Annotated in this window: 16 protein-coding genes and 1 pseudogene; 9 read left to right on the forward strand and 8 right to left on the reverse strand. The window is 49.1% G+C overall.

Translation table 11 applies throughout. The features are described from left to right. From DXT99_RS27645 to rlmN, 3 genes and pseudogenes are all read left to right on the forward strand, one after another. A pseudogene (locus DXT99_RS27645) lies at positions 1–120 on the forward strand (IS1 family transposase); the annotation flags it as partial. A 249-nt stretch (positions 121–369) separates the two neighbouring features. Further along, a complete protein-coding gene (locus tag DXT99_RS26085) occupies positions 370–798 on the forward strand; it encodes an acyl-CoA thioesterase (protein ID WP_115568543.1) in 429 nt (142 codons plus the stop codon). Between the two features lie 21 nt (positions 799–819). Then, positions 820–1893, forward strand: coding sequence for a 23S rRNA (adenine(2503)-C(2))-methyltransferase RlmN (rlmN, locus tag DXT99_RS26090; RefSeq protein WP_115568544.1), 1074 nt, complete (start codon positions 820–822; stop codon positions 1891–1893). Between the two features lie 124 nt (positions 1894–2017). Here the strand turns inward: rlmN and DXT99_RS26095 are convergent, their stop codons facing one another. Beyond that, positions 2018–2983: a YihY/virulence factor BrkB family protein gene (locus tag DXT99_RS26095; RefSeq protein WP_115568545.1), complete on the reverse strand. Its 966-nt coding sequence runs from the start codon at positions 2981–2983 to the stop codon at positions 2018–2020. A 193-nt stretch (positions 2984–3176) separates the two neighbouring features. Here DXT99_RS26095 and DXT99_RS26100 point away from each other — a divergent pair, with 193 nt between their 5' ends. Further along, positions 3177–3914 (forward strand): DUF6503 family protein, encoded by a 738-nt coding sequence (locus tag DXT99_RS26100; protein WP_181885281.1) that lies wholly within the window; start codon positions 3177–3179, stop codon positions 3912–3914. A 205-nt stretch (positions 3915–4119) separates the two neighbouring features. Here DXT99_RS26100 and DXT99_RS26105 read toward each other — a convergent pair whose 3' ends face one another. From DXT99_RS26105 to DXT99_RS26125, 5 genes are all read right to left on the reverse strand, one after another. Then, complete coding sequence (locus tag DXT99_RS26105) at positions 4120–5574, reverse strand: DUF4403 family protein (RefSeq protein ID WP_115568547.1); 1455 nt, start codon at positions 5572–5574, stop codon at positions 4120–4122. Between the two features lie 98 nt (positions 5575–5672). Further along, entirely contained in the window at positions 5673–5990 is a 318-nt protein-coding gene (locus DXT99_RS26110) for a thioredoxin family protein (RefSeq protein ID WP_115568548.1), read from the reverse strand. 135 nt (positions 5991–6125) lie between these two features. After that, a complete protein-coding gene (locus tag DXT99_RS26115; RefSeq protein ID WP_147294323.1) occupies positions 6126–6782 on the reverse strand; it encodes a hypothetical protein in 657 nt (218 codons plus the stop codon). 80 nt (positions 6783–6862) lie between these two features. After that, complete coding sequence (locus tag DXT99_RS26120) at positions 6863–7591, reverse strand: DUF3891 family protein (RefSeq protein ID WP_115568550.1); 729 nt, start codon at positions 7589–7591, stop codon at positions 6863–6865. Positions 7592–7888: 297 nt separating this feature from the next. Continuing rightward, entirely contained in the window at positions 7889–8863 is a 975-nt protein-coding gene (locus tag DXT99_RS26125; RefSeq protein ID WP_115568551.1) for an NAD-dependent epimerase/dehydratase family protein, read from the reverse strand. 381 nt (positions 8864–9244) lie between these two features. Here DXT99_RS26125 and DXT99_RS26130 point away from each other — a divergent pair, with 381 nt between their 5' ends. The 4 genes from DXT99_RS26130 to DXT99_RS26145 all read left to right on the forward strand — a co-directional run bounded on the left by DXT99_RS26130 (position 9245) and on the right by DXT99_RS26145 (position 12545). Beyond that, a complete protein-coding gene (locus DXT99_RS26130; RefSeq protein WP_115568552.1) occupies positions 9245–10507 on the forward strand; it encodes a hypothetical protein in 1263 nt (420 codons plus the stop codon). 237 nt (positions 10508–10744) lie between these two features. After that, entirely contained in the window at positions 10745–11935 is a 1191-nt protein-coding gene (kbl, locus tag DXT99_RS26135) for a glycine C-acetyltransferase (protein WP_115568553.1), read from the forward strand. A gap of 96 nt (positions 11936–12031) precedes the next feature. Continuing rightward, the gene (locus DXT99_RS26140) at positions 12032–12322 is read left to right on the forward strand and encodes a hypothetical protein (protein ID WP_115568554.1); all 291 of its coding nucleotides are present in this window, start codon (positions 12032–12034) and stop codon (positions 12320–12322) included. Between the two features lie 25 nt (positions 12323–12347). Then, positions 12348–12545: a PLDc N-terminal domain-containing protein gene (locus DXT99_RS26145; RefSeq protein WP_115568555.1), complete on the forward strand. Its 198-nt coding sequence runs from the start codon at positions 12348–12350 to the stop codon at positions 12543–12545. Positions 12546–12588: 43 nt separating this feature from the next. On the opposite strand, the gene cdaA is transcribed toward DXT99_RS26145, so the two are convergent. Both cdaA and folP read right to left on the reverse strand, forming a co-directional pair. After that, positions 12589–13431: a diadenylate cyclase CdaA gene (cdaA, locus tag DXT99_RS26150; RefSeq protein WP_115568556.1), complete on the reverse strand. Its 843-nt coding sequence runs from the start codon at positions 13429–13431 to the stop codon at positions 12589–12591. Then, positions 13428–14294, reverse strand: a complete 867-nt coding sequence (gene folP / locus DXT99_RS26155) for a dihydropteroate synthase (RefSeq protein ID WP_246001061.1) — start codon at positions 14292–14294, stop codon at positions 13428–13430. Before folP ends, cdaA begins: the two co-directional genes overlap by 4 nt. A 35-nt stretch (positions 14295–14329) precedes the next feature. On the opposite strand from folP, the gene DXT99_RS26160 reads away from it, so the two are divergent. Beyond that, complete coding sequence (locus DXT99_RS26160) at positions 14330–14875, forward strand: DUF1599 domain-containing protein (protein WP_115568558.1); 546 nt, start codon at positions 14330–14332, stop codon at positions 14873–14875. The last annotated feature ends 167 nt before the right edge of the window (positions 14876–15042 follow it).

A 15042-nucleotide genomic window follows, 5' to 3' on the forward strand; every position in this document is an offset into this window, starting at 1 on the left:
CTCAGGCAGAGATGTGCTCGCTTGGTCAGGAAATCCCTCTCCTTCTCTAAAAAGCTCGAGAGGCACCTGATGGCAATACGTTTCTTTGTGGCTAACTACAACCTAACATTACTTTTATAGAATTACCGAGCCGTCTTTGGTCTGTCGTATTTCGAGGTGCATCTTTTTTGCGTTACTTTACAAAGTTAAGCAATGTAAGACACAGCCTGCAATAGCTGGCAGCAGAATATGCTGCTAATTTTATGTGCCGGCGCCTAAATATCTGTGGTTGTATGGCAACACTGTTAAGTAGTTGTTTTACTCTTCCTTTTCAGCCACTTAGCAAGCAAACCAGTTAACAATCAACAGGCAGCAATCCACAATTAAATTATGGCAAGAGTACAGGTAAACATTCCCGCGCATACACACTTCGAGACAAACATCCCTGTCCGTATCACAGATCTAAACTATGGTGCCCACCTCGGAAACGATGCCCTGCTGTCTATCCTGCACGAAGCGCGGCTACAACTGCTAGGTCACTTTGGCTACAACGAGATGGACCTTGGTGGTGCCAGCCTGATTATGGCCGACGTGGCCATCAGCTACAAAGGCGAAAGCTTCTATGGCGATACACTCAACATTAGAATGGCCTTCGACGATTTAAACAAATACGGTTTTGATATTTCGTACCACGTTCTGAACCAGGATGGCAAGGAAGTGGCGCGCGCCAAAACAGGTATGTTGTGTTTCAATTATAAAGTGCGCAAACTTATGTCGTTACCTGATGAAGTAAAGGCGAAAATTGAAACTAAAGCCTGAGGATTTTTGTAATTTTGCAGTATGACTTTGATTGCAGATATAAATATTCTTAATAAGAAAGATATCCGGAAGCTGTCTTTGGATGATCTGAAGGCATGGCTGGTGGAGCAAGGGGAGAAGCCTTTCCGTGCCAAGCAGGTGTACGAGTGGCTCTGGAAGCACTCGGCACAGTCTTTTTCGGAGATGAACAACGTGAGCCTGGCGCTGCGCGAGAAGCTGGAGCAGCATTTCGCGATCAACGGTGTGCAGGTGGCTACGCAGCAGCTGAGTTCTGACGGCACGATAAAGTCTGCTTTCAGACTTCACGATGCCAATATTGTAGAAGGGGTGCTGATTCCGCACAACGAGCGCAAAACCGCTTGTGTGTCGAGTCAGGTAGGCTGTTCGCTTACCTGTAAGTTCTGCGCCACCGGCTACATGGACCGTGTCCGTAACCTGGATGCCGCCGAGATTTACGACCAGGTGGTGCGCATTAACGAGCAAAGCATGAAGCAGTATGGGGAGCCGCTCAGTAACATTGTGTACATGGGTATGGGCGAACCATTGCTGAACTATGCCAACGTAATGAAGAGCATTGAGCGCATTACGGCGCACGATGGCTTGGGCATGGCAGCCCGCCGCATCACGGTGAGCACGGCAGGTATCGCCAAAATGATTCGGAAGATGGCAGATGATGGTGTAAAAGCGAACCTTGCTTTGTCGCTGCACGCGGCGAACGATGAGAAGCGGAACCAGATAATGCCTATCAACGAGACCAACTCTCTGGAGGCGTTGACAGATGCGCTGAAGCATTACCATGAGGTGACTGGCCGCAAAGTAACGTATGAGTACATTGTGTTTGAAGACTTCAATGATACCCTGCAGGATGCCGAGGAGCTGTTACGCTTTTCGAAAATAATCCCGTGCAAGATCAACCTCATCGAATATAACCCGATTGAGAACGCTGACTTCCAGAACACAAACGATGACCGCTGGCAGGATTTCATTTACTATCTCGCCGACCGTGGTGTGCAGGTGAATGTGCGCCGCAGCCGTGGTAAAGACATTGACGCTGCCTGCGGGCAGCTAGCCGTAAAAGAGAAGCAAACAGCGTAAGAAAAGCTGTAGAAGATAAATAGAAAGAGCCCCTGCTAATCACGTAAGGGGCTCTTTCTATTTATCAATCTATAACCAGAGAAGGCCTTGTGGTGAACTCGCGTCTCACTCCTCTGCTGCTGGTTTATTTCTTCGGCTCAAACCGCCCTTCTGGCTGAGGTCTGCCGCTGGCTATATCGTTTCTCTCTTCTACAACCTCACGCTCCTCTACAAAAACAGCAAAATGTTTAGGCCGGATGCGCTGCCCGAATGCTTCTGCATACTGTTGTGTGAACTCTGCTCCAAAAAGCACAATCAAGGAGGTATAGTAAATCCAGACAAGGATGACAACCATAGAGCCTGCTGCCCCATAGGCAGAACCAGGGTCGCTGGTGCCAATAAACCAGCCTATCAACACCTTGCCAATAGTAAAGAGCACAGCCGTGATAAAGGCACCAACCCAAACGTCCCTCCAGCGGATAATAGCATCAGGCAGGTAGTGAAAAACAAGCCCGAAAAGTGCTGTGATAATACCAACTGAAAGCACAATGTCTACTAACTGGATAACAAAAACTCCTATGTCAGGGAATATACTTGATAAATAGTCGCTCAGAATAGAGATAACGGTGCTGAGCAGCAACGATACGAGCATCAGCAGGGCAATACTCAGCACAATGCCGAAAGAAAAAAGGCGCACCTTCAGCATGTTCAGAATACCACTCGTTGGCTTGGGCTTCAGGTTCCAGACCATATTAAGCGACTGCTGCAGTGTAGCGAAGAAGGTGGTAGAGGCAAAAACTAATGTGCCAAGGCCTATCCAGAAAGCCAGCCCGGAAGATTCGCTTTGATGTGCGTTCTGTATAATGGTTTCTATTTCCTGGGCAGCGTTTGGCCCAATGGCGCTCGATATCTGGTTTGATAGCTCACCTGATACCGCCTGCTCTCCTAAGAAAAACCCTGCCGCACGGATAATAATCACTAAAAGTGGTGGAATGGAAAAAATGGCATTGAAAGCCAGCGCTGCGGCCAAAAGCAGCGAGTTATTGTCTATAAACTCTGATGCGGAGGTTTTAAACAAAGAAAAGGTACTCTTGGCAGTATAATCAGCCATAGGCTTTCTAGAATGTTATTCTTTAAATCTTCTTGTGATACGGCAGCAGCAAGTTTAGGTTAAACTTACGGTTAGAGGTCCGAACAAGCTAAAGCAGGTAACTATTCAGAGCAGGCGTACGATAAGTACAAAATACGGATGTTCATTTCAGTTTAGCATTTCAGTGATGTATTGCAAAGTAAACAGATTCATTATGCTATTGTTTTGCCTGGTTTTCATGTCGCTTTCAGCTATATGTGGTGCAGCAGCTTTGCCAGACATGCCGCAGAATGACCCCAAAGCACAGGCGCTGGCTCAAAAGGTGCTGGATAGCATGGGCGGCCAAAATGCCTGGAACAGCACACGCTACCTCGCCTGGACTTTCAACGACCAGTACCAGATCTGGGATAAGAAAAAAAGCCGCTTCCGTTGGGAGATGGGGAATATAGTGGCCGTGATAAACACCCGGACCAAGGACGGCAAAGTGTATGTGGAGGGTCAGGAACTGCAGGACCCGGAGGAGAAGCAGAAGCTGTTGGAGCGAACTTATGCCCGCTATATTAACAACTCTTATTGGCTCGTGATGCCGTTTAAGCTGCAGGACCCAGGCGTTTCGCTAAAGTACATGGGAGAGGAAACCACCATGGATGGTGCAAGTGCCGATGTGCTGGAGATGACCTTTGATGAGGTTGGACTAACGCCTCAAAACAAATACAGAGTTTGGGTGGACCAGGAAAAGGGACTCGTCACACAATGGGCTTTCTTCCGGAACTCTACCGATGAGGCACCTATCTTTACCCGCCGCTGGTCTGGCTACCAGGACTACGGGAAAATCAAACTAGCCAGTGACCGCAGCAACCCGCAAAGCGACTTTGAAATTTTTCATATTTCCTCTCCGTCTTTGGTACCGGATAGGGTGTTCAACAGCCCGGAGCCGTTGGGGAAGCTGTAGTTCTGTAGACAAAGGAATAAAAGACATTTAGGCTAATGATAATGGAATAAAGGAAAAATAGTAGGAGCACTGTAGTTTGCGTTACTTTTGTGCATATAAAACAGCAAGGGCAGCTCTCGTGTAGCTGCCCTTGCTGTTACCAAAATCTTGTGTCTTATGCCTAAGTGTCCTTTGTCTTTTGTCCAGAAGTCCAGACGCTCTGCGCTTAAAGGTTATCCACTGTAGCCGTTAGTGTGCCCTTTGCATTCACAACTGCTTTTATGCCGTCAGGTGCCAGGTATATGTTCTCAGGAGTAATATGCTGGATGTTGCCACGAAGCAGCAGCGACTCATGCACTCTGCTCTGCTTGTCCAGGGTAGCCTGCAGCATTTTCTTGGCATCATCTATCTGGTTTTGCACCGGTATATTTACCTGTTGCTCAATCATGTCCTTGAACTTGTTTTTAGCAAGCCAGCTGGCTGTGTTCAGTAATTTATCTTTGGTATCGAGGTCATAATCCACGTCGCGTACCTTGATGGAAGCCGTTGCTGCATCATAATAAGGTGTGCCACGCAGGTATACTTTGCCTACGATTTTCTTGGTGAACAAGCCTGCTTTGGTTTTTCCGTCTACATCCAGCATCAGCACCAGTTGTTCTCCGTTGGGCGTGATAGCGGCATCCTTTACAGTAATCTGGCTTTTGCCGTCATCAAATGTATAGGTTTGGTTGGCTACCTGGTCATGCACCATTCTGCTGGCGTGGGCGTAGGGAATATTTGCCGTTAAGCCAATCTGTATGGCATCTCCCATGCGGCTGTCGACAATTAGTTTTGGGAGGTTTTTATTCAGTTGCAGATGGGGCTTACCGTCGGTGGTAACCGTGATATAAGAGGTAATGCCAAGGCGGGTGTTGAGGGAGCCGTTTTTGCCTTGTAGCGGCGACATGCGTACTTCCTTCGGCACTACCGTCAGCCATGTGTTGGTCGCATCATCTAATTTTACTGGCTCCTGTACCATAAGCCAGGCATCCGCCACATATTTTTTCAGGTCGAGATGGTTCTGCAGTTCCTTGTCCAGTTGTTTGGAGAGGGTGCTCATCTGCTGGCGCAGGGCAGGCTCCACAAAGCGGGCAAGGCCAATCCTGAGCGGCCCCAGTTCTATGGTTGGTTTTGTATTTCCCCACTCAAAATCGCCGCTCGTAATGGTATTGATGCGGTAGTCTTCTGTCAGCCCAATGCGGCTTTCAGTCTTGATAACCATGTCGAAGCTGGTGTCTTCTGTCTTGTCGATGGCAGGGCAGAACTTACACGGGTCCCATTTCCAGCGGCCTTTCGCGTAAATTTGCAGCGGTATGCTAAAGTACACCTTATCCTGCTCAGCCCGCACCGTCATCTTCCCTTTCTTCGTAACAGTGACGGCCACATTGTCATCTTTCAGGTTGTCATCCTTGTACAGCACACCTGCTATCTCCTGGTTCAGCCTGCTTTCCATGGCGGCGATAGAGATAGAAACAGGCACTGTAATAGAAGATAATTGTGGCTTATATACAGGTGCTGCCGAGGCAGTGGCTGCAGGTGCAGCGGTATTCAGCTTATTTGTGCTGGAACAGCTTTGCAGGGCAAGGCCTGTGAGAACTGTAAAAAGCAGGGGGGCAATGGCTTGTAGAAATAATTTATTCACAGAATTAGCTGATTTTTAAAAAAGAGGCGCAAGTTAAACACCTTTTCTCTATTCAGCTATATGCGGCAAGAGACGTGCCGTAAATTTTTCAGTAACAGCTACTTTAAGCTATCAAGAAGGGCTTTTATCTCTTCTTCTGTGGCTACTACGCCACAATCCCTTAGCGTGCCTTTGCGGTAAGTGGCGAAGAAGGGCGTTCCGGTCAGTCTTACCTCCTTGCTCGATACCGGATTCTCAGAAGCGTTCATGCGTACAAACGTGATATCGTTGTAGGCAGGGTCGGAAGAGAAGCGGGTGAAGGAGGGGGCTAATTGCTTGCACACCTCACAGGCCGGGTCTATAAACTTTACAATTACTTTTTCTTTCTCAAAAATCAGTAGTCTCAGGTGGTCGTCATTACACTCAATTATTGTCATAATTCTTCTCTTTATTGCTGCTGTTATAGAGGTGCTGTTATAGAAGTATAGACGAAGTGCGACAGGATATTGTTAAAAACAAAGGCCTCTTAACATGTGTTAAATGGCCTTTGTCAATGGAATATTGGCGTTCAATTAAAATGCAAATCCTATCCTTATATCACTGTGCGCGAAGTTGTTGAAGTTAAAGCCATGATATCCGTCTATAGTGTGAGTATTGATACCTAAGTCGTCTTGCTTATAGTTTACTTCCACATCACCGTACTTTGTATAGCCAAGACCAAGCCCAATTTCAAAGCCAACATATAAATTTTTGATAATATAGACATCTACTCCTGCCAGTCCATTCAGCCTAGCTGACAAGTAGTTTCTGTTGCAATTGCCTGGACTGGTTGACGTTGCGCCTTTCACTTCTACAGTTGCATCCTCAAAATGACTCCTGCCAACCCCAAGCGGAACCGTGAAGCCTATGTAGGGAGAAAGTCTTTTTGTGCCTGCAAAGTGCTTTTCCATTCCCGGTGCAAAGCTCAAACTAAATGTGGAACTGTTGGCCTCTTCTGTTATTTTATCATAATCGTAATAGACGCTGGCCCCGTAGCGATAAGCTAACTCATTGCCCTTGAATTTACGGAACCTTACTTGTTGGCCATTGATTCCGCCGTTCAGGCTTAAGCCTACTTCTATGGTTTTATTTCCTGCTATAGGTTTAAGTGTGGCATCTTCCGCAGACTGTGCGTGAGCGGCAAATGTAAAACCGAAGGCAAGGGCAAGTAATTTAAGTCTGTTTTTCATATACATTTAAGTTTAAGTTAGATAAATTTAAGTTAGAACGTTAAATATATATAAATATGCATGTAAAAGAAATATACAATCTAATGTTTTATAAATTTTATCTTCTTGTACTTAACTTCTGACTCATATAATGCCTTTGCCAACTCCTCATCGTCTTTAAACTGTAATTGTTCGAGCACCCGAAACTCTACCTGCACCTGTAGTTGCGCTGCTGCAAAAGGCCAGGGTTCCACCTGTACCGTAGTGTCCTTCAATTGCCTTACAAAATAAGTTTCCCCGTCAGGGCCTTGCGTTATCTCGAGTGCGCGTTCATCAGCCGGGAGTTCATTTCGGCAAAGGATGAGCGAGAGGCGGTCGCACCACTGCATAATAGCATAAGCCTTCTCTGCGTCCTCGTGGCTGATGCCGATGCTTTGGCGGCAATCTTGCTGCAGTGCCAGTTGCTCATCCAGGAAGACGTCAATGCTTTTCTGCTGACCGCGCCTACTTTCGTAGAGGTAACTCATGTGCATAGACGTGAGCAGCGTTACCCAGCGGCTCTGGAAGCGCACCGCATGCATCAGGTCCCGCGCCTGCTCCAGGGTGTTAGGCTGCAGTGTGAAATCAGCAGGAGCACCAGCCTGTGTAAGGCCGTCTTTCCCGCGCCAGGCCTTCTGCCGGTTATCGTGGTTGGCAATGGCGATGATAGTCTCTACCCAATACTGGCACTGCAGTTCCGGCTTCAGGTAATATGCCAGCTGTGCCGCCAGCACGCCATGCGCCTGTTGATAAATAACCTCCCAGCCTTCCGGTATAGCGTTTACGATCATAGATCAGGATTACGGTATTTATGGATGGGCAGGATAACCATTTTCATAAATTGAACAACTGTACGTGCTTAACGTGCGGTGAAGTTCATGCTGCTACCATTATCCCTGCAAGCTGTACCGGCTCATGTATATCTGTTTATGTGCGGTTATTATTTGCTCTGAATTATATTGGTTCAGATTCATACAACACATATCCTGTTCATCTATAAATCCCGTAAATCCTGATTCAGACGAAAAAGAGGCGATGCCGTGACATCGCCTCTTCCTTTATTTACATAGTTACACCTCAGCCTATAGCTACACCGCCTGCTCTGCCTTCAGCTTCTTTAAATTATGCAGCATGTCTGCTGTCATGGCATCTAAATCATAGGCTGGTTTCCAGCCCCAATCCTGTTGGGCAGCGCTGTCGTCGATGGTCTGAGGCCAGGACGCAGCGATTTTCTGGCGGGCGTCTGGTTTGTAAACAATATCGAAATCAGGAATGTGTTTCCGGATAGAGGCCGTGATTTCTTCAGGCGAAAAACTCATAGCACTCAAATTATAGGAGTCACGCACTTTGATGTTTTCTGCCGGAGCATGCATCAGGTCCAGCGTAGCCTTCAGGGCATCAGGCATATACATCATCGGCAGGTGCGTGTCTTCGCTCAGGAAGCACTCAAAGGTCTTTCCTTCTATAGCTTTATGGTAAATGTCTACGGCATAATCTGTGGTACCACCACCCGGCAACGCTTTGTAGCCAATCAAACCAGGATATCGGAGGCTGCGCACATCCAGGCCATGCTTTTGAAAGTAATATTCACACCAGCGCTCACCAGCCTGCTTGCTAATACCATACACGGTATTTGGGTCCATGATGGTTTGTTGTGGCGTGTTGTGGCGGGGAGTGCCGGGGCCGAAAACCGCGATAGAGCTTGGCCAGTAAACCCGCTCTACCTGCTGCTCCAACGCGAGGTCCAGCACGTTAAAGAGGCCTTCCATATTCAGGCGCCAGGCAAACTTCGGGTTCTTCTCCCCGGTAGCCGATAAAACGGCGGCCAGGTGGTAAATCTGCTTGAATTTATACTTCGAGGCCAGTTCTCCCAGCACTTTCGTGTCCAGCACGTCCACATGCTCAAAAGGGCCGGAGTCGCGCAAGTCTGCATGCCTGGGTGGAGTGACGTCGGATGCCACTACATTGGCGCCACCATAGATGTCGCGAAGTGCAAGTGTAAGTTCTGACCCTAGCTGCCCGCAGGCTCCAATTACTAATATCGTGTCAGGTGTGTTTGCCATTTTGAAGAATGATATTGCGCAAAGTAACCTAATTCAAGGCAATCCTGAAAGTGTGCACCTTAAGAAAGGCAGGCAGCAAGCAGGGCGATACCTGTGGCTATGCATAGCAACTCAGCAACTGGTAAACCGGGCCTTTAAATCGATATGAGATAATTTTGCCAACCGTGCAGCAAAGGAAGAGGAAGATTGCAAAAAAGATAAATTGAAGGCAGGTTCAATGGAGATAATGCTGACGCATCCTGAGGGGACAAGACACCTGTGGCAGCAAATGGATTTTCTTATCTTTGTAGAGGAGTACCTGTATTTTTTAGAAGAACGCCACATTTAAACCCGAAGCCTGTAAATTGCAGGGTAAAAGCAGGTAGGTAAAGCCTTTGCAGTATGACGTTTGAAGAATACCTGATAAAGAAGCGGATAAACAAAGCGGCCTTTGAGGCTGGCGAACCGGCGCGTTATGTGGCATGGCAGGAAATGTACGCGCAAATGCACCCGAACAGCTTTTATATAGCCGTAAAGATGCAGGTGAACAACGTACGTTTACGGTACCACCTCGCAGAGGAGGATATTCCGAAACCTGCCCCGGCTATAGCCGCTGAAAAGCCCCGTCCTGCTGCCCGAAGAGCTGCCCCTGCGCGTCCTGCAGCCAGTGCTCCGGCCACTACAGATGCTCCGGCCACGCCCGCTGTTCCACAGGAAAAAGCCGAGGAGAATGCAGCAGAGGCCGCACCGAAGCCAAGGCCGGTTGTGCGGAGGCCTGCCGCGCTGCAAAAGCCAGCTACAGAAGGAGAGGCGACAGAGAAGCCAGCGCAAGAGCAGGCAAGTCCTGCCGCCCGTCCGCGACCGGTTATAAAGCGGCCGGTCATAACAAAACCAGCAGCAGAAGGAGAAGCAACAGCAGAAGGAAGCACGGAAAAGCCTGCTACGGAGGGAGCCAAACCTGCCCGTCCAAGACCGGTGTTCAAAAGGCCTGCTGCGTTGCAGCAGCCAAAGCCGGAAGAAAACCCGGAAGAGACAAAAGCCCCGGCTGCAGAGCAAGCCGCTACAGAAGAAACGCCAGCCGCAAGGCCACCGCGTCCGAGGCCTGTTATCAAACGACCGGCAGCTTTGCAAAAACCACCGCAGGAAACAGGGGAGACAACAGGAACTGAAGAAGTACCGGCGGCTCCTTCAACGGAGGAGAAACCGAAACCACCTCGCCCGCGCCCTGTCATTAAGCGACCAACGGCTTTACAAAAGCCGTCTCCGGAAACTGAAAAGGAGGCCGCTAAGAAGGATACTTCAACAGGAGGAATACCGGTTCCTGAAGAAGCACCAAAACCTCCACGCCCACGGCCGGTGATGAAGCGCCCCGTAGCCCTGCAAAAGCCTCCTGCTGCAGAACCTGAGCCCGAGCCCGAGGCTGAGGTAAAGCCTGCGCCTGAAGCACCAGCAACGACAGAACAAGCGGAGCAAAAGCCGAAGCCGCCAAGGCCGCGGCCTATCATGAAGCGACCTGCGCCACCAGCCCCGCCAGCGGAGCAGGAGCCGCCTAAACCGGAAGCGCCGGAAGAACAAGAGCAGCCGAGGCCAAAGCCACCGCGCCCAAGGCCCGTTATGCGACGCCCGCCCCCAAAGACAGACGAAGGCGACGGAACAGGTGTATAAGGTAAAGAGTAAGAAAGCGGAGTGATATCAGGTAAAAATTAAAAAGAGTCTTTACCCATTCCTACCCCTCCGGGGAGGGGAATATTTTACTCTTGCAGAAATTCTCCTCCTCGGAGGGGCAGGTTCTTTTACTCTGGACTCAGGGCTTTATCAGGTTAATCTTTCGTAAGCCTGAAATATAAACAGATACACTTTCCAGAGAGGAGCAAGTATAACTAACTAACAAACCACGAAACTATGTACGGAACGTTAAAAGCAGATTTAGAACAGCAGCTTGCCGAAATCAAAGAGGCAGGCTTGTATAAGCAGGAGCGCATTATTACCACGCCACAGGGTGCTGACATTGATACCACGCAGCAGCCGCATGTGCTGAACTTCTGCGCCAATAATTATCTGGGCCTTTCGGCGCACCCGCGCGTAATTGAGGCCGCAAAGGAGGCCATTGATACACACGGTTACGGCATGAGCTCGGTGCGCTTTATCTGCGGCACGCAGGACATACACAAAGAGCTGGAGCGGAAGCTTTCTGAGTTCTTAGGCACCGAAGATACCATTCTGTATGCGGCCGCTTTCGATGCAAACGGAGGTGTGTTTGAGCCTTTGTTTGATGCAGAGTCGGCCATTATTTCGGATGCTCTGAACCATGCGTCTATCATTGATGGTATCCGTTTATGCAAGGCGCAGCGGTTCCGCTACGAGCACAACAACATGGCTGATTTAGAGGCGAAGCTACAGGAAGCAAAGGATGCCAAGCACCGCATCATCGTGACCGATGGCGCCTTCTCTATGGATGGTACCGTAGCGCAGCTGAACATCATCGCAGAACTGGCAGAGCAGTATAATGCGGTGCTGCTGGTGGACGACTCTCACTCCACAGGCTTTATGGGCAAGACAGGCCGCGGCACCCATGAATACCATAACGTGATGGAAAAAGTAGACATCATTACAGGTACACTGGGTAAAGCACTTGGTGGCGCGATGGGTGGTTTTACGTCCGGGCGCAAAGAGATCATCGATATGTTGCGGCAGCGTTCACGTCCATACCTGTTTTCCAACTCGCTGGCTCCGGCCATTGTGGGAGCCTCTATCGCCGTGCTCGATACGCTGAGCGCTACCACCGAGCTGCGCGACAAGCTGGAGTGGAACACACGCTATTTCCGCGAGAATATTACCAAAGCAGGTTTTGACATCAAGCCAGGCGACCACCCGATTGTACCGGTGATGCTGTATGATGCCCCACTGGCGCAGGAGTTTGCTGCCCGCATGCTGGACAAAGGTATTTATGTAATCGGTTTCTATTACCCAGTGGTGCCGAAAGGGCAGGCACGTATCCGGGTGCAACTCTCCGCTGTGCATGACAGGGTACATCTTGATAAGTGCATCGCTGCCTTCACCGAGGTTGGCAAGGAGCTAGGCGTCATCCAATAGACTCAGCGCATAACAAACTGCAGAAAAGCCACTCCGGATGCGGGAGTGGCTTTTATTTTTTATATCTTCATCTGATAAAAGGTAATTAAACAGGAAATGAACAATATAAAGATAAAGCCGGGGCAAATGCTGTTAGGCACAGTACTCTCATGGTTGGTGGTGTCGTTTTTGGCCTACTCTACGGCAGGAATACGCGGAGATGAGGCAAATGTGGTTGGCACTTTGCTGCAGATTACCTTTTATTTCTCGATTTTATTATCGGCAGAGGCCTATATCAGTATGCTGTTTAACCCACAGTGGACGCGCGTAAATTTCAGTATGATCCTGCTGCTCTGCGCCCCCGCACTTATGTACCTGGTATGGTTCGTTAGTGAGATGCTGTTTTAACAGAGAAAAAACAGCCTGATAAAGAATGGATCTATTTGCGCGATACCCCTTCATCTTTTTACTTGTAGCACTCAACTATGCCTTGGTCGTTGTATCGCTGGTGCACCTGATTTTCAGGTCTCACTACACCGTAAACCAGCGGCTGGTTTGGATGGTTGTCCTGTGGTTGGTGCCCGTGCTGGGGCCGGTTGGCTATTGGCTCTTCAGGCTCCGGAGGGGCTGAAGTTTGCTGGGTATAATTTCAGTGCAGCAAAAGAGACAGGCTCTTAAGCTGCACTAACAGATTTCTCGGTGGTTGCCGCAGCTGATTTCTGGTCAGCATCGAACAGGAACTGGTTGAGCTTGATGCGCAGGTCAGCGGAAGAAAGGTTGCGGTATGCCTCGCCGTTACGCACCAGTGCTATCTGGCCTGTCTCCTCCGATACCACCAACACAATACTGTCCGTGATTTCCGTCAGGCCGATGGCGGCACGGTGGCGCAAACCCATAGATGCCGGAATCTCCTGGTTCTCAGAAACAGGCAGAATACAGCGGGCAGCTTTAATCCGGTTGCCTGAAATAATGACGGCACCATCGTGCAGCGGACTGTTCTTGTTGAAGATAGACATGAGCAGGCGCTTCGAGATAACAGCATCAATCAAATCGCCGGATTCGGCATAGTATTTCAGTTCAGAGCTTTTTGAGAAGACAATTAAAGCCCCCGTGTTTTTGCCGGCTAAGGTTTTGGCGGCTTCAATAAAGGGTGTAAGGCTCAGCTTTTCGCTCTGCTCACGGCGCCACGGGAAGCCCCGGAAAAAGCGATCGTTGTTAAAGGCAGTGGTTTTGCCTATCATCAGCAGGAAGCGACGTATCTCAGGCTGAAACACAATGATGGCTGCCAGCACACCCACGCCCATAAACTGGCCCAGTATAATGCTGAGCAGTTCCATGCCAGCGGCACGCACCACCAGGTAGAGCAGGTAGATAGAGAGCAGGCCCAGGAAAATTTTCAGTGCCACGCTGCCTGTCAGGAGCTTGTACAACTGGTACAGCAGCACTGTCACCAGCAGGATATCGATGATATCGAGCAGCTCAATCTCTAAAAAACCTATGCTGAATAAAAAAATCAAAGTTTTGTTTTCTTGAAAAGTTCTATTGTTTGCTTCATTTCTTTTACGTCGTGCACCCGCAAAATGGCTGCGCCCTTCATCAACGCTATCATATTTAAAGCTATTGTGCCGGTTAGCGCATCAGCCTGTTCGATACCAAGTGTTTTATACACCATCGATTTGCGCGAAAGCCCCGCCAGAATCGGTAGCCCAACTATACGGAGCTCGTCGAGGCGGCGCAGTAATTCAAAGTTATGTGCTATTGTTTTGGCAAAGCCAAAGCCGGGGTCAAGTATAATGTCTTTTACGCCAGACTGCTTTAGCCTGACAACCTGTTCCTGCAACTCATCCACTACTTCCACTATTACATCTTCATACTTAGCCAACGTTGTCATGGTTTGTGGCGTTCCACGCATGTGCATCAGGATGTAAGGCACCTGCAATCTGGCCACCGTCTCGAACATGGACTCGTCTAAGTTGCCACCTGAAATGTCGTTGATAATAGCAGCACCCGCGCTTACGGCCGCTTCGGCCACTGCTGCCCTGAACGTGTCTACGGAAATGACTGCTTCCGGAATTTTATTTAGGATTGCTTCGATGGCTGGCACAACTCTGTCCAGCTCTTCCTGCACCGATATGTCTGTTGCGCCGGGGCGCGAGGAATAACCGCCAATATCCAGTATGTCAGCGCCATCAGCCAGCATGGCTTCGGCTTTCTGAAGTACTTCCGCTAAAGAGCCAAGGCGGCTGCCGGCGTAAAAAGAATCGGGGGTAACATTCAGAATGCCCATTACCTGCGGGGTGTCCAGGGGCAGGAGCTTTCCGCGGCAGTTCAGTGTGGTTTTTGTGCTAAAAAGCGTATCTTTCGCTTCCAAAGTTGGCATGTAAATCTGTTGATTTTAAAATTAAAGCTAAAAAGTTGATTAATCAAACACTTCAGGAATATGATCAGGTAGTAAGCCGCTGCAAAGACACCTTTGTGAAGAAAACGAGGGATTACGGTACTGCCTGGCGCGTATTGCGGCTGCCATCTATCACTGATCAGATTTTTATCAAAGCGCAACGCATCCGCTCTATTCAGGAGAAGGGGAAACAGCTGGTAGAGGACGATATAAACGGTGAATTTGTAGGCATCATTAATTATTGCATCATTGCGCTGATGCAACTGCACCTGCCGGCCGATGCCGATATGAATTTGCCTGCTGAGGAAGTGGAGCGCCAGTACACGCACCATATTGAAGAGAACATCAAGTTGCTGAACGCCAAGAACCATGACTACGGCGAAGCCTGGCGCGACATGCGTGTAAGTTCCATTACTGATATTATTCTGATGAAGCTGTACCGCACCAAGCAGATAGAAGACAATGAAGGGCAGACGCTAATCTCTGAAGGAGTAGAAGCCAACTATCGTGACATGATTAACTACGCTGTGTTTGCGCTGATAAAGTCTGGCTTTGCGGGGTAACCTCCCCCTGCTCCTAATACCGTCAGATTATGAGTATTGCTGCCCTTGCTGTGTGTTTTCACCATAGCCGTCAGGCTAAGGAGTTGTGCGAAACTAAAAGTAGCTGTAGCTTTGCAGGATGGAGGTAAGTGTAGAAGGATTATTAGAAGGCAAGGAAGGTCTGCTCG

Source organism: Pontibacter diazotrophicus (assembly GCF_003367245.1).
In the GTDB taxonomy this organism is placed as follows: domain Bacteria; phylum Bacteroidota; class Bacteroidia; order Cytophagales; family Hymenobacteraceae; genus Pontibacter; species Pontibacter diazotrophicus.